The sequence below is a fragment of the Ferrimonas sp. genome, from assembly GCF_048263965.1.
Lineage (GTDB): Bacteria > Pseudomonadota > Gammaproteobacteria > Enterobacterales > Shewanellaceae > Ferrimonas.
In genome coordinates this window covers 384,722-409,816 of sequence record NZ_JBLXDO010000001.1, presented here as the reverse complement: position 1 = coordinate 409,816, position 25,095 = coordinate 384,722, and the positions used below count along the sequence as shown (strand labels likewise).

23 protein-coding genes are annotated in these 25,095 nt (G+C 60.2%); 10 read left to right on the top strand and 13 right to left on the bottom strand.

The genetic code is table 11. The features are described from left to right. Positions 1 to 138: 138 nt before the first annotated feature. The 6 genes from lpdA to ampD all read right to left on the bottom strand — a co-directional run bounded on the left by lpdA (position 139) and on the right by ampD (position 8,780). Entirely contained in the window at positions 139 to 1,563 is a 1,425-nt protein-coding gene (gene lpdA, locus ACN0RV_RS01930) for a dihydrolipoyl dehydrogenase (protein ID WP_417345064.1), read from the bottom strand. 127 nt (positions 1,564 to 1,690) lie between these two features. Continuing rightward, a complete protein-coding gene (gene aceF, locus ACN0RV_RS01925; protein ID WP_417345063.1) occupies positions 1,691 to 3,355 on the bottom strand; it encodes a pyruvate dehydrogenase complex dihydrolipoyllysine-residue acetyltransferase in 1,665 nt (554 codons plus the stop codon). Positions 3,356 to 3,369: 14 nt separating this feature from the next. Further along, entirely contained in the window at positions 3,370 to 6,033 is a 2,664-nt protein-coding gene (gene aceE / locus ACN0RV_RS01920) for a pyruvate dehydrogenase (acetyl-transferring), homodimeric type (RefSeq protein WP_417345061.1), read from the bottom strand. 68 nt (positions 6,034 to 6,101) lie between these two features. Then, positions 6,102 to 6,857 (bottom strand): pyruvate dehydrogenase complex transcriptional repressor PdhR, encoded by a 756-nt coding sequence (gene pdhR, locus ACN0RV_RS01915; RefSeq protein WP_028107720.1) that lies wholly within the window; start codon positions 6,855 to 6,857, stop codon positions 6,102 to 6,104. Between the two features lie 501 nt (positions 6,858 to 7,358). Then, complete coding sequence (gene ampE / locus ACN0RV_RS01910) at positions 7,359 to 8,207, bottom strand: beta-lactamase regulator AmpE (protein WP_417345059.1); 849 nt, start codon at positions 8,205 to 8,207, stop codon at positions 7,359 to 7,361. Next, positions 8,208 to 8,780, bottom strand: a complete 573-nt coding sequence (ampD, locus tag ACN0RV_RS01905; RefSeq protein WP_417345394.1) for a 1,6-anhydro-N-acetylmuramyl-L-alanine amidase AmpD — start codon at positions 8,778 to 8,780, stop codon at positions 8,208 to 8,210. Between the two features lie 45 nt (positions 8,781 to 8,825). Here ampD and ACN0RV_RS01900 point away from each other — a divergent pair, with 45 nt between their 5' ends. The 9 genes from ACN0RV_RS01900 (at position 8,826) to yacG (ending at position 16,112) form a co-directional block, all read left to right on the top strand. Further along, on the top strand, positions 8,826 to 9,326 hold the full coding sequence (locus ACN0RV_RS01900) for a retropepsin-like aspartic protease family protein (RefSeq protein ID WP_417345058.1): 501 nt from the start codon (positions 8,826 to 8,828) through the stop codon (positions 9,324 to 9,326). Positions 9,327 to 9,332: 6 nt separating this feature from the next. Beyond that, complete coding sequence (gene nadC / locus ACN0RV_RS01895; protein ID WP_417345056.1) at positions 9,333 to 10,172, top strand: carboxylating nicotinate-nucleotide diphosphorylase; 840 nt, start codon at positions 9,333 to 9,335, stop codon at positions 10,170 to 10,172. Positions 10,173 to 10,421: 249 nt separating this feature from the next. Next, entirely contained in the window at positions 10,422 to 10,844 is a 423-nt protein-coding gene (locus tag ACN0RV_RS01890; RefSeq protein ID WP_417345055.1) for a pilin, read from the top strand. 9 nt (positions 10,845 to 10,853) lie between these two features. Beyond that, positions 10,854 to 12,419, top strand: coding sequence for a type IV-A pilus assembly ATPase PilB (gene pilB / locus ACN0RV_RS01885; protein ID WP_417345054.1), 1,566 nt, complete (start codon positions 10,854 to 10,856; stop codon positions 12,417 to 12,419). After that, the gene (locus tag ACN0RV_RS01880; RefSeq protein WP_417345052.1) at positions 12,416 to 13,648 is read left to right on the top strand and encodes a type II secretion system F family protein; all 1,233 of its coding nucleotides are present in this window, start codon (positions 12,416 to 12,418) and stop codon (positions 13,646 to 13,648) included. The genes pilB and ACN0RV_RS01880 overlap by 4 nt, the downstream gene beginning before the upstream one ends. Before the next feature lie 35 nt (positions 13,649 to 13,683). After that, positions 13,684 to 14,565, top strand: coding sequence for a prepilin peptidase (locus ACN0RV_RS01875; protein WP_417345050.1), 882 nt, complete (start codon positions 13,684 to 13,686; stop codon positions 14,563 to 14,565). Beyond that, positions 14,562 to 15,167 carry a dephospho-CoA kinase gene (gene coaE / locus ACN0RV_RS01870; RefSeq protein WP_417345048.1) on the top strand — a complete coding sequence of 202 codons (606 nt, stop codon included), beginning with the start codon at positions 14,562 to 14,564 and terminating at the stop codon, positions 15,165 to 15,167. The genes ACN0RV_RS01875 and coaE overlap by 4 nt, the downstream gene beginning before the upstream one ends. After that, complete coding sequence (locus ACN0RV_RS01865; RefSeq protein WP_286340568.1) at positions 15,160 to 15,915, top strand: cell division protein ZapD; 756 nt, start codon at positions 15,160 to 15,162, stop codon at positions 15,913 to 15,915. Before coaE ends, ACN0RV_RS01865 begins: the two co-directional genes overlap by 8 nt. After that, positions 15,912 to 16,112 carry a DNA gyrase inhibitor YacG gene (gene yacG, locus ACN0RV_RS01860; RefSeq protein WP_417345046.1) on the top strand — a complete coding sequence of 67 codons (201 nt, stop codon included), beginning with the start codon at positions 15,912 to 15,914 and terminating at the stop codon, positions 16,110 to 16,112. Before ACN0RV_RS01865 ends, yacG begins: the two co-directional genes overlap by 4 nt. Positions 16,113 to 16,160: 48 nt before the next feature. Here yacG and mutT read toward each other — a convergent pair whose 3' ends face one another. From mutT to ACN0RV_RS01845, 3 genes are all read right to left on the bottom strand, one after another. Continuing rightward, a complete protein-coding gene (mutT, locus tag ACN0RV_RS01855; RefSeq protein ID WP_417345044.1) occupies positions 16,161 to 16,541 on the bottom strand; it encodes an 8-oxo-dGTP diphosphatase MutT in 381 nt (126 codons plus the stop codon). A 69-nt stretch (positions 16,542 to 16,610) separates the two neighbouring features. Next, a complete protein-coding gene (gene secA / locus ACN0RV_RS01850) occupies positions 16,611 to 19,298 on the bottom strand; it encodes a preprotein translocase subunit SecA (protein WP_417345042.1) in 2,688 nt (895 codons plus the stop codon). A 70-nt stretch (positions 19,299 to 19,368) separates the two neighbouring features. After that, the gene (locus ACN0RV_RS01845) at positions 19,369 to 20,274 is read right to left on the bottom strand and encodes a peptidoglycan DD-metalloendopeptidase family protein (RefSeq protein WP_417345040.1); all 906 of its coding nucleotides are present in this window, start codon (positions 20,272 to 20,274) and stop codon (positions 19,369 to 19,371) included. Between the two features lie 31 nt (positions 20,275 to 20,305). Here ACN0RV_RS01845 and ACN0RV_RS01840 point away from each other — a divergent pair, with 31 nt between their 5' ends. Then, positions 20,306 to 20,755: a DUF721 domain-containing protein gene (locus ACN0RV_RS01840; RefSeq protein ID WP_417345039.1), complete on the top strand. Its 450-nt coding sequence runs from the start codon at positions 20,306 to 20,308 to the stop codon at positions 20,753 to 20,755. A gap of 1 nt (position 20,756) precedes the next feature. On the opposite strand, the gene lpxC is transcribed toward ACN0RV_RS01840, so the two are convergent. The 4 genes from lpxC to ACN0RV_RS01820 form a co-directional block, all read right to left on the bottom strand. Next, positions 20,757 to 21,668 (bottom strand): UDP-3-O-acyl-N-acetylglucosamine deacetylase, encoded by a 912-nt coding sequence (gene lpxC / locus ACN0RV_RS01835; protein WP_286340574.1) that lies wholly within the window; start codon positions 21,666 to 21,668, stop codon positions 20,757 to 20,759. Between the two features lie 97 nt (positions 21,669 to 21,765). Beyond that, entirely contained in the window at positions 21,766 to 23,001 is a 1,236-nt protein-coding gene (gene ftsZ / locus ACN0RV_RS01830) for a cell division protein FtsZ (protein WP_417345037.1), read from the bottom strand. A gap of 96 nt (positions 23,002 to 23,097) precedes the next feature. Continuing rightward, the gene (ftsA, locus tag ACN0RV_RS01825; RefSeq protein WP_417345035.1) at positions 23,098 to 24,333 is read right to left on the bottom strand and encodes a cell division protein FtsA; all 1,236 of its coding nucleotides are present in this window, start codon (positions 24,331 to 24,333) and stop codon (positions 23,098 to 23,100) included. 7 nt (positions 24,334 to 24,340) lie between these two features. Beyond that, on the bottom strand, positions 24,341 to 25,090 hold the full coding sequence (locus ACN0RV_RS01820; RefSeq protein WP_417345033.1) for a cell division protein FtsQ/DivIB: 750 nt from the start codon (positions 25,088 to 25,090) through the stop codon (positions 24,341 to 24,343). Positions 25,091 to 25,095 lie beyond the last annotated feature (5 nt).

Here is a 25,095-nt window from a genome sequence, read left to right as displayed (position 1 = left end):
GTGAGCCACCTCAACAGAATGAGCCACCTTCAGAGTTATGGTTATCGAATCGCTACTTTAAAAGGTGTTCTACCAAACTTCCATCGCTCTGTGCATAAAAAAAGCGGCCGAAGCCGCTTAATTCGCATTTGAAGGGTGTTAACGCTTCTTCGCCTTGGGGTTTGGCAGGTCAGTGATGCTGCCCTCATACACCTCGGCGGCCAGGCCCACAGACTCATGCAGAGTGGGATGGGCGTGGATGGTCAGAGCCAGATCCTCGGCGTCACAGCCCATCTCGATGGCCAGGCCAATCTCACCCAGCAGTTCACCACCGTTGCTGCCGACGATGGCACCACCGATCACCCGGTGAGTCTCCTTGTCGAAAATCAGCTTGGTCATGCCGTCAGCGGCATCCTGGGCAATGGCTCGGCCACTGGCGGCCCAAGGGAAGACTGCGGTTTCATAGGCGATGTTCTGCGCTTTGGCTTCCTTCTCGGTCAGACCCACCCAGGCCACCTCAGGATCGGTATAGGCGATGGAGGGGATCACCTTGGGATCGAAGTAATGCTTCTTACCGGAGATCACCTCGGCGGCCACATGACCTTCATGCACACCTTTGTGCGCCAGCATCGGCTGACCCACGATGTCGCCGATGGCGAAGATGTGGTTGACGTTGGTGCGCATCTGCTTATCCACGTTGATGAAGCCGCGCTCGTCGATCTTCACCCCCGCCTTGTCGGCATCGATCAGTTTGCCGTTGGGGGTACGGCCGATGGCCACCAGAACCGCGTCATAGCGCTGAGGCTCGGCCGGGGCCTTCTTGCCCTCCATGCTGACGTAGATGCCATCTTCTTTGGCTTCCACCAGGGTCACCTTGGTCTCCAGCATGAAGTCGAACTTGTTCTTCATCCGCTTGGTGAAGACACGCACCACATCCTTATCGGCGGCGGGAATCACCTGATCCAGCATCTCCACGACGTCCACCTTGGAACCCAGGGTGTGGTACACGGTACCCATCTCCAGGCCAATGATGCCGCCGCCCATAACCAGCAGGCGCTCGGGGACCTCTTTCAGCTCCAGGGCGTCGGTGGAGTCCCAGATGCGGGGATCTTCGTGGGGGATGAAAGGCAACTCGATGGGGCGCGAACCTGCGGCGATGATGGCGTGGTCAAAGTTCACCACTGTGGTGCCGTCGGCACCTTCCACGGCGATGGAGTTGGGGCCGGTAAACTTACCGAAGCCATTCACTACCTTCACCTTACGCATCTTAGCCATACCAGCCAGGCCACCGGTCAGTTGACCAATCACCTTCTCCTTGTGGGCGCGCACCTTGTCCAGATCGATCTGGGGCTCGCCGAAGCTGATACCGTGATCAGCCATCGCCTTGGCTTCGTCAATCACCTTGGCAACGTGCAGCAGCGCTTTGGAGGGGATACAACCGACGTTCAGGCACACGCCACCCAGGGTGGAGTAACGCTCAACGATAACGGTTTCCAGGCCGAGGTCAGCGGCACGAAAAGCGGCGGAGTAACCGGCAGGTCCGGCACCGAGAACCACGACTTGGGTTTTGATCTCGTTGCTCATAATGTCCTCTATTTTTTATTCATTCCGTTGGGGCAGTCACCACCTGACGGCGGGGATGCTGGCATTGTACTGCCCCGATTCCTTAAACAAAAGGCCAACCAGAATGGTCGGCCTTTTATATGCCGATTTACAGAATCAATCGACGGATGTCACCCAGTGTCTGGCTCAGGGTGGTGATGAAGCGGGCCGCGTCGGCACCGTCGATCACCCTGTGGTCATAGGACATCGCCAGAGGCAGCATCAGTCGGGGCTGGAACGCCTGCCCATCCCACTTGGGCTTCATCTCGGAGCGGGACACGCCGAGGATGGCCACATCCGGGGCATTGACGATGGGGGTAAACTGAGTACCGCCAATGCCGCCCAGGCTGGAGATGGTAAAGCAGCTTCCCTGCATATCGGTAGCTGTCAACTTACCTTGACGGGCCTTAGTGGAAAGCTCCGCCAGATCCCGGGACAGCTCGATGATCCCCTTCTTGTTCACATCGCGAACCACGGGCACCACCAGACCGTTGGGGGTATCCACCGCCACACCGATATGGATGTACTTCTTCATCACCAGACTCTCACCATCCGCAGACAGAGAGCTGTTGAACTTGGGATGAGCTTCCAGGGCACGAGCCGCCGCCTTGAGGATAAACACCAGTGGAGTGATCTTCACGCCGCTGTCGCTCTTGGCCGCCAGCTGGTTCTGCTCCTTACGGAACGCCTCCTGCTCGGTGATGTCTGCCTCGTCAAACTGCGTCACATGGGGGATGGTCACCCAGTTGCGATGCAGGTTAGGACCGGAGATTTTCTGGATTCGGGTCAGTGGCACCTCTTCCACTTCACCGAACTTGGCGAAGTCCACCTTAGGCCCTTCAATCACCTGCAGGCCGTTACCGGCACCTGTGCTGGTGGCGGCGCTGGCCTTGGGACGGGACAGCTCGTACTTGACGTAGGCTTGAACGTCCTCTTTGAGGATGCGGTTTTTGCGACCGCTGCCCTTCACCTTGTTCAGGTCCACACCAAACTCGCTGGCCAGACGGCGAACCGCTGGAGAGGCGTAGATGGCGCCGGAGGCCTTAGGCGCCGCCGCAGAGGGGTGGTGAGGCACAGGTGGCGCAGAGTTCTTGGCCGGAATCGGAGCGGGCTCCGCCTTCGGTGCTTCAGCGACGGCGGGGGCCGGCGCAGGCGCGGCAGCCGCAGGGGCCGCTTCCTGAGTTTCAATCAGGGCCACCAGTCCGCCTTCGCCAATCTTGTCGCCGACGTTGACCTTAAGCTCCTTCACCACACCGGCGAAGGGGGCAGGCACCTCCATGGTGGCCTTGTCGGTCTCCAGGGTGATCAGGCCCTGCTCCGCGTCAACGCTGTCACCGACGGCAACCAACACCTCGATGATGTCCACTTCACCGGACTCGCCGATATCGGGCACGGTCACCTCTTTCACCACAGGCTCGGAGGCAGCCACTGGCGCCTCGGCCGCCACGGGCGCTTCAGCAGCAGGGGCGGCCTCAGCAGGAGCGGGAACTTCCGCGGGCGCCTCTTCAACAGCCGGGGCCTCGGCGGCCGCTTCACCGGCCACCTCAACCAGGGCGATCAGATCCCCTTCGGAGACCTTGTCACCTACCTGGACTTTCAGCTCCACCACGGTGCCCGCATCTTCGCTGGGCACATCCATGGTGGCCTTGTCGGTTTCCACGGTGATCAGGGAGCCTTCCGCTTCAACGGCGTCGCCAGCGGCGACGCACAGCTCGATAATTTCTACCGCATCGCCGCCCACGTCGGGCAGACGGATCTCTTTGATTTGTGACATTTATCTAATCCCTATCAAGCCCACAGCGGATTCGGTTTGGCGGTGTCGATGCCGTACTGCTCAATGGTCTGGGTCAGTACGTCAACCGGCAGCTCACCACGGTCCACCAGGGACTTGAGCGCGGCCAGCACCACCCAGCGAGAGTCCACTTCGAAGTGGTGACGCAGGTTGGCACGGCTGTCGGAGCGGCCGAAGCCATCGGTGCCCAATACGCTGTAGTCGCCGGGAACCCAGGCGCGAACCTGATCGGCGTAGGACTTCATGTAGTCGGTGGCCGCGATAACAGGAGACTCGTCCAGCACGGTGCTGATGTAGGCCTGCTTAGGATCGGCAGTGGGGTTCAGCAGGTTGTAACGCTCGATGTCCTGACCGTCACGGGTCAGTTCGTTGAAGCTGGTGACGCTGAATACGTCCACATCGATGCCGTAGTCCTTGGCCAGGGCGTCGGCGGCCTTGCGAACCTGCTCCAGGATGGAACCACAGCCCAGCAGCTGTACCTTGCCCTTGCCGGAACCCTTGATGCTGTCCAGCTTATAGATACCCTTAATGATCCCCTCTTCCACGCCATCAGGCATGGCAGGCTGCTCGTAGTTCTCATTCAGGGTGGTCAGGTAGTAGAACACGTCTTCCTGAGCATCGCCGTACATCCGCTCCAGGCCGTCGTGGACGATGACCGCCACTTCGTAGCCATAGGTGGGGTCGTAGGTGATGCAGCTTGGGATGGTGTTCGCCTGAATGTGGCTGTGGCCATCCTGGTGCTGCAGACCTTCACCGTTGAGGGTGGTGCGTCCTGAGGTACCGCCGATCATGAAGCCCCGGGCACGCTGGTCACCGGCCGCCCAGGCCATGTCACCGATGCGCTGGAAGCCAAACATGGAGTAGTAGATGTAGAACGGAATGGTCGGGGCGTCGTTGGTGGAGTAACTGGTCGCCGCCGCCAGCCAGGAGCTCATGGCGCCCAGCTCGTTGATGCCTTCCTGCAGTACCTGGCCCTTCTTGTCCTCACGGTAGTAGGCCACCTGGTCCTTATCCTGAGGGGTGTACTTCTGGCCTTCATGGGCGTAAATACCCACCTGACGGAACAGGCCTTCCATACCGAAGGTACGGGCTTCATCCGGGATGATGGGCACGATGCGTTTGCCGATCTGCTTGTCTTTCAGCAGGGCGGTCAGGACGCGCACGAACGCCATGGTGGTGGAGATTTCACGGCCGTTGGAGCCCTTGAGCACCGCATCAAACGCCTTCAGCGGCGGAGTGATCAGCTCTTCGGTGAACTTGGAGCTACGGGCAGGCATGTAGCCCTTCAGGGCTTCGCGGCGCTCGCGCAGGTATTTCACCTCTTCGGAATCTTCACCCGGGTGGTAGTAAGGGATGTCTTCCAGCTGATCATCGCTCAGAGGGATGTTGAAGCGATCACGGAAGTGCTTGATCGCATCCATGTCCATCTTCTTCACACCATGGGCGATGTTCTTACCTTCACCGGCTTCACCCATGCCGTAACCTTTGACGGTCTTGGCCAGGATCACGGTGGGGCGACCCTTGGTTTCGGTGGCCTGCTTCAGGGCGGCGTAGACCTTCACCGGATCGTGGCCACCACGGTTCAGGCGCCAGATGTCGCTGTCAGACATGTTGGCCACCATTTCGGCAGTCTCCGGGTACTTGCTGAAGAAGTGCTCACGGGTGTAGGCACCACCCTTGGCCTTGCAGTTCTGATATTCGCCGTCGACGGTCTCTTCCATCAGCTGCAGCAGCTTGCCGGAGGTGTCCTGGGCCAACAGAGGATCCCAGTAGCGACCCCAGATCACCTTGATCACTTCCCAGCCGGCGCCGCGGAATTCGCCTTCCAGCTCCTGGATGATCTTGCCGTTGCCGCGAACCGGGCCATCCAGACGCTGCAGGTTGCAGTTGACGATGAAGATCAGGTTGTCCAGCTCTTCACGGGCAGCCAGGCCGATGGCACCCAGGGCTTCCGGCTCATCCACTTCGCCGTCACCGAGGAAGCAGTACACCTTCTGCTCGGAACAGTCCTTAATGCCGCGGTCGGTCAGGTATTTGAGGTAGCGCGCCTGATAGATGGCGGCAATGGGACCCAGACCCATGGATACGGTGGGGAACTGCCAGTAATCGGGCATCAGGCGTGGGTGGGGGTAGGAGGAGAGACCTTTACCGTCCACCTCCTGGCGGAAGTTATCCAGCTGAGCTTCGGTCAGGCGGCCTTCCAGGAAAGAGCGGGAATAGATGCCGGGGGCGATGTGACCCTGGAAGTAAACCAGGTCACCACCATCCTTCTCGTTGGGAGCACGGAAGAAGTGGTTGAAGCACACGTCATACAGGGTGGCACTGGAGGCAAAGCTGGAGATGTGCCCCCCAAGCTCCAGGTCCTTCTTGGACGCGCGCAGCACCATGGCCAGGGCGTTCCAGCGAACGATGGCACGGATACGCTCCTCCAGCTCCTGGTTACCAGGCATGTGGGGTTCGGAGCCAACAGGGATGGTGTTCACATAGGCGGTGGTGGGTTTGTAGGGCAGATGGGCACCGCTGCGGCGGGCCTTGTCGATCATCTGCTCCAGCAGGTAGTGAGCCCGCTCGGGACCATCCTGCTCCAATACCGCCGCAAGGGCGCCCAGCCATTCATGAGTTTCTTGCGGATCCACGTCGTGTGGCATCATTTCCGGCATCACAAAATTCCTCTTCCATCGTTGCTTGTGATGGGGCGGCCCTAAGGACCGCCTTTACTCGCATTCTGCTAGTAGTCGTTCCGCAGGCGGCGCAGGCTGCGCTGCTGACGACTGTCTTCCTGGCGCACCTCGATGGTCACTTCCTCGATGTAGGCCAGGTGTTCATTAGATGCCCTGCGTGCCACTTCGGGCTCGCGATTCAAGATCGCTTTTAACAGGGCTTCCCGGTGCAGGTTGGCGTAATGGGCGGAGCCCTCCCGGCGGTACAGAAGACCGAGGTTTTCCGTCACATTACGCTCGAGCAGAGGCGACAGGCTCAACACCACGTGCAACATGGCAACGTTGTGTGAGGCTTCGGCCACCGCACGGTAGAAGTCAACGATCGCCTTGGCTTCAAGCTCAAGCTGACCCTGGACCTCATGGAGTCGCTCAATTCGCTGCTTAAGAATGGCGTGGTCCGAATCGGTGCCACGCAATGCTGCATAATAGGCCATCATTCCCTCGGTTGCGTGACGGAACTCCAGGAGGTCATACTGAGTCTCCGGGTTGTCCGCAAGCAATTCGATGAGGGGATCGGCCAAGCTTTTCCACAGCTGATCCTGCACGTAGGTGCCGCCACCCTGGCGCCGATTCAACAGGCCTTTCACCTCCAGCTTCTGAATCGCCTCCCTCAGCGAGGGTCGGGATACTTCAAACTGTTGTGCCAGCTCCCGCTCCGGCGGCAGTTTCTGCCCCGGTTTCAGGCTGCCTTCGAGGATCATCTTCTCCAGTTGGTTAACGATGACGTCGGACAGCTTTGGCTGACTGATTTTTTGGTAGGCCATGGTCGGATAACTTCCCAGTCTGCTAATGGTTTGTCAATTGGTAAGACCATTATGAGTGCGGCACAAAATGTAGCAGATCACACTCTTTAATGGCAACCACTTTGATTGAAATCACAGAATGCATTTAATAGATCGACCCGATCAATAAAACCGAACAGGCCTTGCAATCAATGGTATGACCACTTTACAACATTTTGATCTCAAAGGAATCTGTGAATGAGATTCTGGCAGGCAAAGGGGATTGCTGCCACGTTGGATCATCCCTTGTTTGAGAGATAGATCAACCGACCGGTTCGCAATTTCGACAATTGAAGTGAGTCGAATTCTGTTGGCATTTCAACCCAGCCTAAAATCGCTGATTCTTCAACCGCGTTTTCACTGGTCAGACTGACCCATGTGCGCCAGATCACCCTGAGGGGTTCGGTGGTGTGAACTGGTTCAGCGCCGGACATAAAAAAGGGGAACCTACGGGCTCCCCTGGGTCATTGAGTTGACCAGCGGCTAGCTTAACACCCCGAAGATGGTCAGCAGGGAGGCCAGGATCAGCAACAGGGTGACATTGCGCTTGGCCAGCTTCAGCAGGTTGAGGGTGGACTGAACACAAACCGGTGCTGCGGTTTCCACCGGAATCTCCTCCGCCACCAGGGCAACGCGGTAGATCAGGGTTCGGGCCGACACCGTGGGCTTGAACGCCAGGGAGAGCCACACCGACAAGGCTCGGCTGAAGTGACCTGAGAGGGCAAAGCCAAAAGCGACCAGCCGTACCGGCACCCAGTCCAGCAGGGTCATCAATCCGGACACCAGGGGGCGACGGAGCTGGTGACGCTCGAAGTGGTCGTGGTAGCCGCGCACCACGCAGTAAAGAGTCGCCACCGCGGGTCCCAGCAGCACAAAGTAGAGGGCCACCGCCGCATAGTAACGGTAGTTCAGCCAGGCGGCCACCTGCCCCATTCGCTGCCCCAACTCCCGCTCAGTCACCGCTTCGAGGGGCACAGGATCCACCTTGTCGGCAATGTGGAAGCTGGCCTGAAGATCGGCCCGACAAGCAGCCTGCAAATACTCCTTAAAGGCCGCCCTCAGCTCCATGTGGCTGAAGAGTACCACCCCGACCAGCAGCCACAGGGCCAGATGCCAGACTCCGTAGTGTACCCCTTCAAACTCATAGGCGAGCAGGGCCACCAGGGCCGGGGCCAGAGCCAGGGAGAACAGCATCTTCCAGCTGCTACGCAGCTCACTGTCATTAAACAACCTGCTGCGGTAGGCGCCAAACACCGCATTAAACTGCAGGGCGGGTGCAATCAACTTCAGCCGCTCCAGCAGCAGCACCACCAGTAGTGAGAACAGAGCCATTTAACTTGCCTTGTCTAATCCGAGCCTGTAACGGTTCCAGTCAAAATGGGGGCCGGGGTCGGTTTTCCGCCCCGGGGCGATGTCACTGTGCCCCACAATTCTGTCCAGGGTGATATCGGGGTAAGACGCTAATAAAGCGGAAGTTACCTCGATGAGACTATGGTATTGTGCCATGGTAAAGGGGAGATGATCACTGCCCTCCATCTCAATTCCTATGCTGAAGTCATTGCAGCGGCTTTGGCCGGCCAGTTCACTGACTCCCGCATGCCAGGCGCGGCGATCGAAGGGGACATACTGAATCACCTGACCATTGCGCCGAATATAGAGGTGGGCAGACACCCTCAGTCCCCGAACGTCCGCCAGCACCGGATGGTCCACCTGGATGCAGCCAAGAAACAGCTGGTCCACGTAGTCACTGCCAAACTGACCGGGTAACAGACTGATGTTGTGGATCACCAGGGCACTGATAGGGAGGCCCTCGGGACGGGCATCCTGAAAAGGACTGAATCTGTGGGTTGCGCCGCTGAGCCAGCGCCCCTGAGGATCCAGGGTATAGTGGTTGCCCTTGTCCATGGAGAAAACCGATAATGCCAAAACCCACACTGTAGCAGGTCCGGTATGAAGAGAACACGTCCACACTCTCCCCTGGGAAAGCCAATGCTGTTTCTGGCCTGGCTCTCCATGCTGGGTCTGCTCTATCTCTACTTTGATGACAAGCTGCAGCAGCAAATCAACCCCAACCTGGATCCTATGATTCAGGGAGAGGAACTGGTGCTGAAGCAGAATCGCCGCGGTCACTACGTGGTGGCCGGGGATCTCAATGGCCAGCCGGTCACCCTGATGCTCGACACCGGCGCCACCACCATCTCGGTGCCCGCCCATCTCGGCCCGGCGCTGGGACTGAAACCCGGCTTTCCCTACCCGGTGAGCACCGCCAACGGCACCATCACGGTTCACCGTACCACCATAGAGACACTCACAATCGGCCCTCTGACCCTGTATAATCTGGACGCCAGTCTCAACCCCGGCCAGGAGGACGACACCATACTGCTGGGGATGAACGCCCTGAGGCACCTGGAGCTGGTGCAACGGGGACAAACACTTACTATCAGGAAGTAACTCACTATGCTGGAAAACGACATCCGCCTCACCGTGGCCGCCGCCCTCACCGAAGACCTGGGTGGACTCAATGCCGACGAGGGGGACATCACTGCCCAACTGATCCCTGCCGAGCGCAACGCCGAGGCCACCATCATCAGCCGTGAAGAGGCGGTGTTTTGTGGTAAAGCCTGGGTGGAGCAGGTGTTCAACCAACTGGGGGGCGAAGTGGCCCTTCACTGGCACGTGGATGATGGCGATCTGATCCTGCCCAATCAGGTGCTGTGTGAGCTCTCCGGCCCGGCCCGTAAGCTGCTCACCGGTGAGCGGGTCGCGCTGAATTTTGTCCAGACCCTCTCCGGCGTGGCCACCCTGGTCAATCAGTATGTGATGAAGCTGGAGGGTACGGGCACCCAACTGCTGGATACCCGCAAGACCCTGCCGTGCCTGCGCACCGCCCAGAAATACGCCGTGACCTGTGGTGGCGGTAAGAACCACCGCATCGGCCTGTTCGACGCCTTCCTGATCAAGGAAAACCACATCGCCGCCTGCGGAGGCATCGGCGCTGCCATCGCCGCAGCCCGTGCCCTTCATGCCGATAAACCGGTCGAGGTGGAGGTGGAAAATCTGGACGAACTGCAGCAGGCCATTGACCATGGCGCCGATATCGTGATGCTGGACAACTTCGACCTGACCATGCAGATGCAGGCGGTGGAATTGAACCAGGGCCGGGCCAAGTTGGAGGTGAGCGGCAACGTCACCATAGACTCCATCGCCGAGTTTGCCCACACCGGCATCGACTACATCTCGGTGGGCGCCCTGACCAAACACGTCAAGGCGGTGGATCTCTCCATGCGATTCCGCTAACCGGGGCAGCGCCCCTGTGTGACACTCCAAGACGGCACCCCAGGGTGCCGTTTTCTATTTTTGCTTCCATCACCCAGGACAAATCACTGATTATTCGGAGTAAAAGCCTCAATCTCATGGCGCCATTCAGTTTTTTGGTCCTGGCCAGCTTGTGACAGCAGCACTTTGTACTAGCTTTTAGGTTGAATCACCTCTTCGCAGGAAGCGGAGGGGAGACAGGGATTGTCGCCAAAGCAAAGGAGTGTTCAGATGCGTACCCATGCCCGCCAGCAAGGCTTTACCCTTATTGAACTGATGATCGTCGTGGCCATTGTCGGCATCCTCGCCGCCATCGCCCTGCCCGCCTATCAGACCTACACAAAGCGCGCCAAATTCAGCGAAGTGGTGTCCGCCACCGGCTCCATCAAGACCCAGATCGAGGTCTGTGTGCAAACCAAGGGCACCACGGGGGACGCCGAAGCGGTGCATACCGCTTGTAACGGTTCTGTCAGCACCGCCGGCGCTGATGCGGGCGCCTACGTGACCAGCGTGACCTTTACCACCGCCGGCATTACCGCCACCGGCACCGCAGACGTGGACAGCAAAACCTATATTCTGGTCCCCACAGCCAGCAGCGGCACCATCACCTGGAACCAGACGACGGGAAGCTGCGTCGCCGCCGGCCTCTGTTAAGGATCTCAGGTGGAGGGCCACTATTATCAGCAGGCGCGTGATCTGGGCGCGCCGCTGTTTGATATCCGCCACCTCAACCCCGACACCCTGCCGGTTGACCTGATCAGCCAGAAGCTGGTGGAACGCCATCGCTGTCTGCCCCTCTCCTCCCGGGGTGGGCAGCTGTTTGTCGCCACCTGCGATGCCGCCAACCTGACGGTGCTGGAGGACTTCGAATTCAACACCGGCCTGAGGGCAGTGCCGGTTCTGGTGGAAGAGAGCGCCCTGGAACAGGTGATCGAGCAGTTCCTAGAGAGCGATTTCGATGCCCTGGAACTGACGGCGCTGGATGAGCAGAACCTGGGCAGCATCGAGGTGGAGGAGCAAGGAGAGGAGCGGGACGCGCCGCCGGCCGCCGACGACGCCCCCATCGTCATCTACATCAACAAGCTGCTCACCGACGCCATCAAAAAGGGCGCATCGGACCTGCACTTTGAACCCTTTGAGGCCAGCTACCGTATCCGATTTCGCATCGACGGCGTGCTGCACACCGTCTCCAGCCCGCCCGCCAACCTGGCCAGCCGCATCTCCGCCCGACTCAAGGTGATGTCAAAACTGGACATTGCCGAGCGCAGGCTGCCCCAGGATGGCCGCATCAAGCTGCGCCTCAGCCCCAAGCGGGCCATCGATTTTCGGGTCTCTACCCTGCCCACCCTGTTCGGAGAGAAGATAGTGATGCGGATCCTCGATGGCTCCGCCGCCCTGCTCAACATCGATGTCCTTGGTTACCACCCGCCCCAGAAAGCCCTCTACCTGGGGGCGCTGCAACGCCCCCAGGGGATGATCCTGGTCACCGGCCCCACCGGCTCCGGCAAGACGGTCTCCCTCTATACCGGCCTGAATATCCTCAATACCGAACAGCGCAACATCTCCACCGCCGAAGACCCTGTGGAGATAAACCTGCCGGGCATCAATCAGGTGCAGATCAACAACAGGGCCGGACTCACCTTCGCCGCCGCCCTGCGCGCCTTCCTGCGACAGGACCCGGACGTGGTGATGGTGGGGGAGATTCGCGATCTGGAGACCGCAGAGATCGCCATCAAGGCCGCCCAGACCGGCCACCTGGTGCTCTCCACCCTGCACACCAACTCCGCCGCCGAGACCCTGACCCGGCTGCTGAACATGGGGGTGCCCGCCTACAACATCGCCGCCTCGGTGTCACTGATCATCGCCCAGCGACTGGCGCGCAGGCTGTGTCGCCACTGCAAGCAGCCTGAGCTCCTGGCCGCCGAGGTGCTCCGGGAGGCGGGGTTCAGTGAGGCGCAGACAGCTTCGGGACTCACCCTGTATCAGGCCAAGGGGTGTGAGCACTGCACCGGGGGGTATAAAGGACGGCTGGGGGTGTATGAGCTGCTGCCCATGTCGCCGCCCCTGGCGGAGCTGATCATGGCCAATGGCAACTCCCTGGAGCTGGCCCGGGTGGCCATGGACAGTGGCATGGTGCCTCTGCGTCAATCCGGCCTGGCCCAGGTGGCTGCCGGGCTCACCAGCCTGGCGGAGATCAACCGCATCACCGACTGGGAGGGTCAGGGATGAACCAGCAGGCCAAAGGGGCCGACGCCTCCCTCATCGAGTTCCTGTGGCAGGGTGCCAGCAGCAGTGGCCGCCGCACCCGGGGCGAGATCCGCGCCATCAGTTCTGAGGAGGCCCGGGCCCAGCTGCGCAGACAGGGGATCCACGCGGTGCGGCTGCGGCGCAAGCCCACGCCCCTGTTTGGCCGGGGCGCCAGCATCACCCCCATGGAGATGGCCATGGTCACCCGACAGGTCGCGACCATGCTGATGGCGGGGGTGCCCCTGGTCACCACACTGCAGATGATAGGCCGGGGCCACGACAAGGAAGCGATGCGCAGCCTGTTGGGGGAGATCCTGCTGCAGGTGGAGGCCGGACTGCCCCTCTCCAAGGCCCTGCGCCCCCATCCCAAGCAGTTCGACGACCTCTACTGCGATCTGGTGGAGGCGGGAGAGCACTCCGGGGCCCTGGACCAGGTGTTTGACCGCATCGCCACCTACAGGGAGAAGGCGGAGGCGCTCAAGTCCAAGATCAAGAAGGCGATGCTCTACCCCACGGCGGTGATTGTGGTGGCGGTGATCGTCACGGTGATCCTGCTGCTGTTCGTGGTGCCCCAGTTTGAGGAGATCTTCGCCAGCTTCGATGCGCAGTTGCCGATGTTCACCCAGCTGGTGATTCAGCTGTCCCGTTTCCTTCATCTGGCCTGGCCCTATTTTGCCGGGGGGCTGATTGCTCTGATCTGGGGGTTCATCCAGGCCCATCGGCGCTCCCAGGGAGTCAGGGACAAAGTGGACGCACTGTTGCTGAAACTGCCTCTGGTGGGCCCCATCCTCAACAAAGGCGCCGTCGCCCGCTTCTCCCGCACCCTGGCCACCACTTTTGCCGCCGGGGTCCCTCTGATCGACGGACTGGAGTCCGCCGCCGGCGCCGCCGGTAATGCGGTCTATCGCAAAGCGGTCCAGTCGGTACGCACCGAGGTGATCTCCGGGCTGCAGATGAACATGGCGATGCGCACTCAGGGGGTGTTCCCCGACATGCTGATCCAGATGGTGCTGATCGGAGAGGAATCCGGCTCCCTGGATCAGATGCTCAACAAGGTCGCCAACATCTATGAGATGCAGGTGGATGACGCCGTCGATGGCCTGTCCACCCTGATTGAACCCCTGCTGATGGTGGTGATCGGCTCACTCGTGGGCGGTTTAGTGGTAGCAATGTATCTTCCGATCTTCCAATTGGGTAGCGTGGTCGGCTAGGATCTACGGGTTAACTCACTAAACCGAATCGATAAATGGATTACTGGATCACCCTATTTCACACTCAGCCCTGGCTGTTCATCACCCTGGTTGCCCTGCTGGGCCTGATCCTGGGCAGCTTCCTCAATGTAGTGATCCACCGTCTGCCCATCATGATGGACAGGGACTGGCGCATCGAGTGTCAGGAGTACTGCGAGCAGCCGGTGACCCGCACCGACCTGCCAAACACATTCAATCTGGCCACCCCGAGATCCCGCTGCGGTCACTGTCAGACCCCCATCCCCATGAAGCACAACATTCCTGTGCTCAGCTATCTGCTGTTGGGGGGCAAGTGCCACAGCTGTCAAGGCAGCATAGGCCTGCGTTACCCCATGGTGGAGCTGATGACCGCGGCGGTGTTGGCACTGATGGCCTGGCAGTTCGGGCCCACCCCGACCTTTGCCGCCCTGTCGCTGCTGAGCCTGGGTCTGATCGCCCTGGCCTTCATCGACGCCGACACCATGCTGCTGCCGGACCAGATCACCCTGCCCCTGCTGTGGCTGGGCCTGCTGTTCAACATCAAGGATGGCCTGGTTCCCCTGGAACAGGCGGTCGCTGGCGCGGCCTTCGGCTACCTCAGCCTGTGGAGCGTCTTCCAGCTGTTCAGGGTGGTCACCGGCAAGGAGGGGATGGGGTATGGCGACTTCAAGCTGCTGGCCCTCTTTGGTGCCTGGCTGGGGTGGAAGCCGCTGCTGCTGATCATCCTGCTCTCCTCGGTACTTGGCGCGGCCTACGGCATCCTGCAGCTGGCCCTGGGCAAACTGAAGCGGGACAACCCCATGCCCTTCGGCCCCTGGATCATCCTGGCAGGCTGGATAGCCCTGCTCTGGGGCGACCAGATTGTCCATTGGTACCTGACCCGGGTGCTGGGCCTGTGAGCGCCCTGCTGATCGGCCTCACCGGCGGCATCGGCTCCGGCAAGACCACGGTGGCCAACCTGTTTGCCGACCGGGGCATCGAACTGATCGACGCAGACATCATCGCCCGCGAGGTGGTGGCACCGGGCAGCGATGGCCTCAAGGCGATCGTTGACCATTTTGGCAAGGAGATGCTCTCCAGCGGGGCGCTGGACCGGGCGGCACTGAGGGCCAGGGTGTTCAATAACCCCCAGGAGCTGCGGTGGCTCAACAACCTGATCCACCCCATGGTACGCACCACCATGACCGAGCGGGGCAAGGCCGCCGCCTCCCCCTATGCCCTGCTGGTGATCCCCCTGCTGGTGGAGAACGGCCTGCAGTCCCTGGTGGAGCGGGTTCTGGTGGTGGATCTGCCGGAAGAGGAGCAGCTCAGGCGCACCATGAGCCGCGACAGCAACGACCGCGCCCTGGTGGAAAAGATCATGGCCAACCAGGCCAGCCGCGAACAACGCCTGGCCGCGGCAGACGATCTCATTGACAACGGCGGCAATCTTGCCGACCTTAACACACAGGTGGAACGACTCCATCAACACTATCTGACACTTGCCGGGAGCCATGAGTAACTCGACGCTGTATGAACACCCCCTAAATGAGCGAACCCGCTTCTACCTGCGGGTGGAGCAGCTGATCCAGTCTCTGGAGGACTGCCGAAACGGCGACTGCCCCAGTGCCCACCGCAGCCTGTTTCGCACCCTGTTTGAGCTGTGTGACCTGCTGGAGCGCTCCGACATCAAGGGTGAGCTGGCCAAACAGGTGGACCAGAGCCTGACGCTGGTAAACCAGTGGCAGAGTCAGCCCGGGGTGGATCAACAACAGCTGCAAGCCCTGGTGGATACTCTCAAGGGGCAGAGCAGCGCCCTGCTGCAGATGGAGCGGCCGGGCAGCACCCTGCGCCAGGACCGCTTCCTCAGCCAAATTCGCCAGAGGGTCAACCTGGCCGGCGGCGCCTGTGGCTTTGATCTGCCCAGGCTGCAGTTCTGGCTGGGTCAGCCCAGAGAACAACGGATCCGCGACATTGAGGCCTGGCAGGCCACCCTGGCCCCGCTGACCGAGGCGATCACCCTGCAACTGCAGCTGATCCGCGAATGCAGCCACTGGGAGAACAAGGTGGCGATCCAGGGGCAGTTTCTCCATAATGCCGACCATCCCCTGGCGCTGTTGCGGGTGCGACTGGACAACCACTACGGCTGCTACCCTGTAGTGAGTGGCCACAAGAACCGCTTCAGCCTGCATATGATGAATGCCAGCACAGGCAGTGCCGAGGTTCGTAACCTGCCCTTTAGCCTGTCGCTGTCGATGGAGACCCCATGACCTTGGAAGTACAATGCCCCACCTGCAAGAAGACAGTGAGCTGGGACAGTGAGCACCCCTTCAAGCCCTTTTGCAGCGAACGCTGCAAACTGATCGATCTCGGCGACTGGGCAGACGAGAAACACGCCATCCCTGCCGAACCGGAGATCCCCGACGACCTGGGCTACGACGAAGGCGACTTCTTTAAAGAAGACTGATCGCCCACACGGCAAAAAGGCTCCACGAGGAGCCTTTTTTGTCTGTCGCTACAGGGCGTCGATGACCGAGTCATTGGCCTTGGGGAAGGGCAGAGCCCGGAGCTCCTCCACACTGGCCCACTTCAGGGGCTGGCCCTCCCTCGCCTGCGCCTCTCCCCGGTAACCGGTCACCCGGAAGAAGTGCAGCTCCAGGGTGCGGTCGTCAAATTCAAACACCTTACGCTCCATCAGCTCGGCCTGGGTCAGTTCCAGTCCCACCTCCTCATGAAGCTCACGGGCCAGGGCCGTCAGTTCATCTTCCCCTGCCTCCGCCTTTCCGCCGGGAAATTCCCACTTGCCTGCCAGGTGCTGATCCCCCTGGCGCAAGCTGATCAGGTAGTGCTTCTGGCCGTTCTGCACCAGACCAATGACGATTTTCTGGATGCTCATCCGTTGTTACCTTCCTAATACAAAAATGCCAGTCCGGAGACTGGCATTTGCTGTTCGATTCAAGCCTTATCAGGCCAGCTTACCGTGGCACTGCTTGTACTTCTTGCCGGAGCCGCAGGGGCAGGGCTCGTTGCGGCCAACCTTGGGCTGGGGCGCTTCTTCACCCTCTGAGGCACCAGAGTAGTTGCGCTGGGCGGCCAGGGCTTCCTCCTGCTCACGGCGCTTGGCCTCCATCTCATCCACCTCGGACTGGGTCTGTACCCGTACCTTGGAGAGGATGGAGATCACGTCGTGCTTCAGGGTCTCCAGCATGTTCTCAAACAGCTCGAAGGACTCGCGCTTGTACTCCTGCTTGGGGTTCTTCTGGGCGTAACCGCGCAGATGAATGCCCTGGCGCAGGTGATCCATGGCCGCCAGGTGCTCCTTCCACAGGTTGTCCAGGGTCTGCAGCATGATCGCCTTCTCGAACTGGCGCAGCACAGGCTCGCCCACAGACTCCTCTTTCTGCTTGTACACCTCGGCCCAGGCCTGGCTGATGCGCTCGCGCAGGGTCTCTTCGTGGAGGTCTTCCTCATCCTCAAGCCACTTGCTGATGGGCAGCTCCAGGTTGAACTCGGAGTTCAGGCGCTCTTCCAGACCGGGAACGTCCCACATCTCTTCCAGAGACTGAGGCGGAATGTAGCTGTTGATGACGTTTGCCAGCACATCGTCACGAATCACCTGGATGGTCTCGGCGATGCTGTCGCTGTCCATCAGCTCGTTACGCTGGGCGTACACCACCTTACGCTGGTCGTTGGCCACATCATCGAACTCCAGCAGCTGCTTACGGATGTCGAAGTTGCGGGCTTCCACCTTGCGCTGGGCGCCTTCGATGGATTTGGTCACCCAGGGGTGTTCGATGGCTTCACCGCGCTCCATGCCCAGCTTCTTCATCAGGCCGGACACCCGGTCAGACGCGAAGATGCGCATCAGGGAGTCTTCCATGGACAGGTAGAAACGGGAGGAACCGGCGTCACCCTGACGACCGGAACGACCACGCAGCTGGTTGTCGATACGGCGGGATTCGTGACGCTCGGTACCGATGATGTGCAGACCGCCGGCTTCCAGAACCGCGTCGTGGCGCTCCTGCCAGTTGGCCTGCTTCTCGGCAACCTGCTCCTCGGTAACACCCTTGGCCTTGAGCTCATCCAGCTCCGCCTGCCAGCTGCCGCCCAGCACGATGTCGGTACCACGACCGGCCATGTTGGTGGCGATGGTCACGGCGCCGCTGCGGCCGGCGTCGGCCACGATCTGGGCTTCCTGCTCGTGGAACTTGGCGTTCAGCACGTTGTGCTTGATCTTGGACTTGCGCAGGGCGTTGGAGAGACGCTCGGACGCCTCAATGGAGATGGTGCCCACCAGGGCAGGCTGGCCACGCTCCTGACAATCAATGATGTCGGCGATGATCGCTTCGAACTTCTCCTCCTCGGTCAGGTAAACCTGATCGGGGCGGTCATCACGAATCATCGGACGGTTGGTGGGGATCACCACGGTGTCCAGATTGTAGATGTGCTGGAATTCGAACGCTTCGGTGTCGGCAGTACCGGTCATGCCACCCAGCTTGTCGTACAGACGGAAGTAGTTCTGGAAGGTGATGGAGGCCAGAGTCTGGTTCTCATTCTGGATCTTCACACCCTCTTTGGCTTCCACCGCCTGGTGCAAACCTTCGGACCAGCGACGACCCGGCATGGTACGACCGGTGTGCTCATCCACGATGACGATCTCACCTTCCTGGATGATGTAGTCCACATCCTTCTCGAACAGGGTGTGGGCACGCAGGGCGGCGTTCACGTGGTGAAGCAGAGAGATGTTGGCGGCGCTGTAGAGCGAGTCGCCTTCCGGCAGCATGCCAATCTCGGCCAGCAGCAACTCCACCTTCTCCTGACCGCGCTCGGTCAGGTGAACCTGCTTGCCCTTCTCATCGATGGTGTAGTCACCTTCGCCGGTGTACTCCTCGGTGTCCTCCTTCTCCTGACGCTCCAGGCGGGGGATCAGCTTGTCCACCTTGATGTAGGCTTCGGAACTGTCCTCGGCGGCACCGGAGATGATCAGCGGAGTACGGGCCTCGTCGATCAGAATGGAGTCCACCTCATCGATGATGGCGTAGAACAGGGGACGCTGAACCCGCTCAGGGGCGGAGAAGGCCATGTTGTCACGCAGGTAATCGAAACCAAACTCGTTGTTGGTGCCGTAAGTGATGTCGGCGGCGTAGGCTTCTTTCTTCTGCTGGGGCGCCATACCGGGCACGTTGGTGCCTACGGTCATGCCCAGGAATTCGAACAGGGGACGATTCCAGTCGGCGTCACGGGTGGCCAGGTAGTCGTTCACGGTAATCACGTGAACCCCTTTGCCGGTCAGGGCATTCAGGTAGGCTGGCAGGGTCGCGGTCAGGGTTTTACCTTCACCGGTGCGCATCTCGGCGATGCGGCCGGACTGCAGCACCATGCCGCCCACCAGCTGCACGTCGAAGTGACGCATACCGAACACCCGCTTGGAGGCTTCACGCACAGTGGCAAAGGCCTCAGGCAGAATGTCGTCCAGGCTGGCCCCATCATTGATGCGCTGCTTGAACTCCTCAGTCTTGGCCTTGAGCTCTTCGTCACCCAGGGCCTCGAATTCCGCTTCCAGCTGATTGATCTGCGCGGCAACCTTGCGCAGTTGCTTCAAGGTGCGCTCGTTCTTGCTACCAAATATCTTGGTGAGGAGTTGTGCAAACATCGTATTTTTTCACTTTCTAGAAAGGTCTTGGGCCAGACTCCGCCGGTCCCACCAGGATTGCCACCCCCGCTTAACTGCGGGGCTTACGATAAACGTATTTGTTAGGGTTGACCTGACGATCGTTGCGCAACACTTCATAGTGGACGTGTGGTCCAGTCGAGCGGCCGGTGTTGCCCAGTTCGGCAACCACGTCTCCCTTCTTAACCACCTGGCCTGCTTTGACAAGCAGGGACTTGTTATGACCGTAACGGGTCTTCAGCCCGTTACCGTGATCAATCTCGACCAGATTGCCATAGCCATACATCTCTCCGGAATAGGTCACTACTCCCGCTCCGGTGGCTACGACATCGCCTCCTTCCGTTCCCGCAAAATCGATGCCTTTGTGCATGGCGGGACGGCCGGTAAATGGATCGTTGCGCATCCCATAGTCAGAGGACTGCCAGCCCTTGACGATGGGACGTCCTGACAAATAACTGCTTAGGTCTATATGGTGATTGCGCTCGACAGTTTCAAGTAGTGCCAGCTGGTTGTCTGAACTGGCCAGCCGTTTGGCCAGCTGTTCCATCTCCAGCAGCAACTGCTTGAGCTCCACATCACCCAACTCATCGGCATTGGCGCCACCCAGGCCCACTGCCGATGAGAAATCAAACTGTTCGGTAAGTTCGGCCCGATCGGCCAGTGCGATACCCAGGGACTCCAGGCGATTCATCTGCGCCTGCATCCGCCCAAGGCGGACCGCCAGGGTGGCCAGTTGGGTCTGGGACAGCTGGCGGATCTCGTCCACCAGCTCCTGCCCTTCGGCCTGACTCTCCTGGGCCTGAGCCAATTTTTGCTCGGCCTGGTGCAACTGTTCCTTATGGGCCTGAAACAGCCCGACACCCGCAGCCACCAGCATCAGCGGCAGTAAAAACCACCCCTTGCCCGGTTGCCAGTGTCGTACACCGTGCTTTCCCTTAATAAAGACTGTTACACTCATGGAGTTCTTTTCTTATGTTTCGTGTCTTGGTATGAAATCAAAACCAACCGATGTTGCCGAGCTGATGGGCCAGAGGCTCCGCCAGGTTCAGGAGCGAACCGAATCGCTCAGACAACTGCAACAAGTGACCGCCGACATCCTGGGTAATGACCTCAAGGGGCGGTACCGGGTGGCCAACATTCGCAACGGTGTCATGATCATCGAGACCGACAGCGGCGCCTGGGCGACCCGGTTGCAGTTCATGAAACTGCAGCTGCTGCAGCAGTTGCGGCAACAAAACTTCCCAATGCTCACCACTATTGAGATCAAAGTCAACCCGGCACTGTCCAGGATTGAGCGTCCGGTAACGCAAAATCTCAATAAGCTCAGCCCTCAAGCCGCGAGCCAGATTCAGGAACTGGCAGATTCTATAGGCGGCAGTCTGGGGGAGAAGCTAAAAAAACTGGCCGCCCATGGGGGCGGCCAGCAAGGTAACTCTTAGGTCAGGCGGTAACCGGTGCCAGGTAGTCCATGGGCACCTCCTGAGCCTCCTCGAAGCTCACCAGCTCCCAGGCTTCCTGATTCTCCAGAACGGCTCGAATCAGCTGATTGTTCAGGGCGTGACCGGACTTGAAGGCGGTAAACTCACCCAGGATGGCGTAACCACCCAGATAGAGGTCGCCAACCGCATCCAGAATCTTGTGCTTGACGAACTCATCTTCCACCCTCAGGCCATCGGGGTTGAGGATGCGGAACTCATCCAGCACCACCGCATTTTCCATGCTGCCGCCCAGAGCCAGGTTGTTGGCCCGCAGGTACTCGATGTCACGCATGAAACCGAAAGTACGGGCACGGCTGACCTGCTTGATGTACTCGGCGGAGGAGAACTCCATCACCATCTTCTGCTGGCTGCGAGCGATCTCTGGATGATCAAAGTCGATGGCAAAATTGAGCTTGAAGCCATTATGGGGACGGAACTCCGCCCACTTGTCTCCCTCTTCGACCCGGATCGGCTTACGGATGCGCAGGTACTGTTTGGACGCAGGCTGCTCTACCAGGCCGGCGGTCTGAAGAAGGAAGACAAAGGGACTGGCACTGCCGTCCATAATGGGGATCTCGGGGGCATCCACCTCAATGATGGCATTGTCCACGCCGAGACCGGCCAGGGCAGACATCAGGTGCTCCACCGTCGCAATGCGGTGGCCCTCATCGCTGACCAGGCCTGTACACAGGGTGGTTTCACGCACCAGCGCAGCACTGGCGGGAATTTCCGCCACCGGGGTCAGATCAGTGCGCCGGAACACGATCCCTGTGCCCACGGGGGCGGGATTGATGCTCATGGTCACCTTATCACCGGAGTGAAGGCCCACACCGGTTGCCTGAACCGGGCGCTGTAGAGTGCGTTGTTTACTCATTAACCGTCCTGCTCTCTATAAACTCAATGAAGGGCGCGTATTTTACCAGAAAAAACGCCCAGAACCAAAATCTGGTCTGATCAGCCAGTAAAGCCTTTTAATCCAGCTGCTTACGCAGGAATGCCGGAATATCCAGGTAGGCACCCTTCTGGGACTCCTGGGCAGGCGCGGCGTTGCCGTGATTGCTGCTGGCCGGAGCCGGTGCCGGAGCCGGAGTGGCAGGCTCAACAGCCGGGATCGCTGGTTCAACCCGGATAGGCTGCATGGACACCGGAGGCTGCTCCATCGGCTTGGGCTCGGGCTGAGCCGCAGGCTGAGGCGCTGGCGCCGGGGTCGCGGCCTTGGGTGGCACCACGATCTGGATGTCAGGCTTCTTGTCTGCACCGATGCCGGTGGCTACCACGGTCACGCGGATCTCGTCGCTCATCTCAGGCTCGATGACGGTACCTACCACGATGGTAGCATTCTCAGACGCGTAGGCACGAACGTGGTCACCGATGAGGGTGTACTCCTCGATGGACAGGTCCATACCACAGGTGATGTTCACCAGTACGCCCTTGGCACCGGTCAGATCGATGTCTTCCAGCAGCGGGCTGGAGACGGCGGCCTCGGCGGCCTCTTCTGCCCGGTTCTCGCCACGGGCCACACCAGTACCCATCATGGCGTTGCCCATTTCAGACATCACCGTCTTCACGTCGGCGAAGTCGACGTTGATCAGACCGGTACGGGTGATCAGCTCGGCGATGCCCTGTACCGCACCCAGCAGTACGTTGTTGGCGGCGCTGAACGCCTCCAGCAGGCTGGTCTTGGTGCCCAGTACCTTGAGCAGCTTGTCGTTGGGTACGGTGATCAGGGAGTCCACATGCTTGGACAGCTCTTGGATACCTTGTTCAGCGTAGGCCGCACGCTTCTTGCCTTCGAAGACAAAGGGCTTGGTCACCACGGCCACGGTGAGGATCCCCTCCTCCTTGGCCACTTCGGCAACCACAGGCGCCGCACCGGTACCGGTACCGCCACCCATACCGGCGGCGATGAACACCATGTCGGAACCGGTCAGGGCCGCCCGGATGGACTCTTTGTCCTCCATGGCCGCTTCGTAGCCAACCGCAGGGTTGGCCCCGGCTCCCAGGCCCTTGGTGACATTTTTACCCAGTTGAATGGTGGTGCCAGCGGTGGACTTGCGCAGCGCCTGCGAGTCCGTGTTGGCCACGATAAACTGAGCCCCTTCGATGGTCTGCTCGACCATGTGTTCGATGGCGTTACCACCACCGCCCCCTACACCGATCACTTTAATGACCGCATCTTCGGTGTGCGCGTCCACAACCTCAAACATACTTTTATCTCCGTTTAGCCTGCGTCCAAATTCAATCTGTTACCTAGCGGCTGTATCACCGGGGTCAATCCTAACCCCGTTCCACTCAGCGGGCCGCTAAAACTCGCCCTTAAACCAGCCTTGGATCCTATCCAGCAGACTGGTCACTCCGTGTTTGGTGTGGCGTTCTATTTCCCGATCGCGGATGCGCTCGGCGCCAAAGTACAGCAAGCCGACGGAGGTTGCAAAGCTTGGCTCGCTGACGTATTCCTTCAGTCCCTTAGGCTCGTGGGGCACCGCCACCCGAACCGGCATGCCGAAGCACTCTTCGGCCACTTCCACCGCCCCTTCGATGGCGGAGGTGCCTCCGGTGAGCACCACGCCCGCCGCCACCTGCTCCTCGAAGCCACTGGCCCGCAGCTCCTCCTGGACCAGTTCGAAAATCTCCTGGTAACGGGGCTCCACCACCTCTGCCAGGGTATGGCGGGACATGGTGCGCGATGGCCGGCCACCGACGGAGTGCACATCGATGCTCTCCTCCTGGCTGACCAGGGCGCTGCGAGCCGAGGCGTACTGCACCTTTATCTGCTCCGCGTAGGAGAGTGGGGTGCGGAAGATTTTGGCAATGTCACTGGTCACCTGGTTGCCGGCCACCGGGATCACCGCGCAGTGGCGCAGGGCACCGTTGGTGTAGATGGAGATGTCGGTGGTACCGCCACCGATGTCCACCAGGCAGGCACCCAGATCCTTCTCATCCTGGGTCAGCACCGAATCGGCACTGGCCAGGGCGGAAAACACCAGGTCCTCCACCTGAATGCCGCAGCGCTCGACACACTTGATGATGTTTTTGGCCCAGTCGTTGGAGCAGGTCACGATGTGGACATCCACCTCCATGCGCATCCCTGAAATCCCCACCGGGCTGCGGATCCCCTCCTGCTCATCGATGGTGAACTCCTGAGGCAGCACATGCAGGATGCGCCGCTCCGTGGGGATCTTCACCGAACGGGCGGTGTGGATGGCGTGGTCAACGTCATCCTGGGTCACCTCATCGTCATCGATGGAGACCATCCCCTTCTCATTCTGGCTGTCCACATGACGACCGGAGATGCTCAGGAACACCGAGTCCACCTGACAGTCCGCCATCATCTCAGCCTGGCCAATGGCATTCTTTATGCTGCGGGAAACCGAATCCAGGTCATTCACCCCGCCCTTGTCCATGCCACGGGAGGGCTGACTGCCCAGGCCTGCGATGCTGATGGCGCCGTCAGGCAGCACCTCACCGATGATCGCCACCACCTTGGAGGTGCCGATGTCCAAGCCCACAATTAGGTTTCGCTCCTGACTTTTGGTCATGATTTCATCAATCTCTCTGTTCCAACTGCCAGCCGACAGCCAATCCCGTATCGTACCGAATATCAATGTATTGTGCTCGCCTTCCTTGCTTGGAAAGCGTGGGCCACAGCTCAATAAATCGCTGCAGACGCTCAATCCCCTCGATGCGCCCCAGCCTGAGCTCCATTCCATCCTCCAGGGTCAGGGTCCAGGCGTGGCGATGACTCAGGGTAAGGCTCTGAGGCATAAAGCCATTTAACCTCAGAAGCTCGCTAAATTTCAGCCAGTTCTGCCACACTTTTTCACTGCTGCCTTCCGGCCCCGACAGGCTGGGCAGTTTGCCCACCCCGGCACGCTTGGGTGCCTGAAACGCTTCGGCATCCTGATTCAACCACTGATCACCGTTCCAGTGCGCCATGGGACGCTGCTCCACCAGGTAGAGCCGCAGCCGGTTGGGCCACTCGCGTCGCACCGTCACCCGCTTAACCCAGGGCAGCTGAGTCAGGGCGCTGCGCACCTTCTCCATGTCGGCGGTGACCAGACTATCCCCCTCGATGTGAGCCAGGGCCAGACGCACCTCCTCGTCCTGGGTGTAGCTGCGCTCCCCCACCAGGGCGATCTCATCGATGGGCAAGCGTTCCGCATCCGCCAGAACCTTCCCCAGCAGACGGCCTCCCCAGGCGAGGGCGATCAACACCACAATCAACAGCAGCACACCGCACACCGAGTACCAGTTCACCCTGGGCCGGGTCCAGTTGCGCCACACCGCCAGCCCCATCGCCG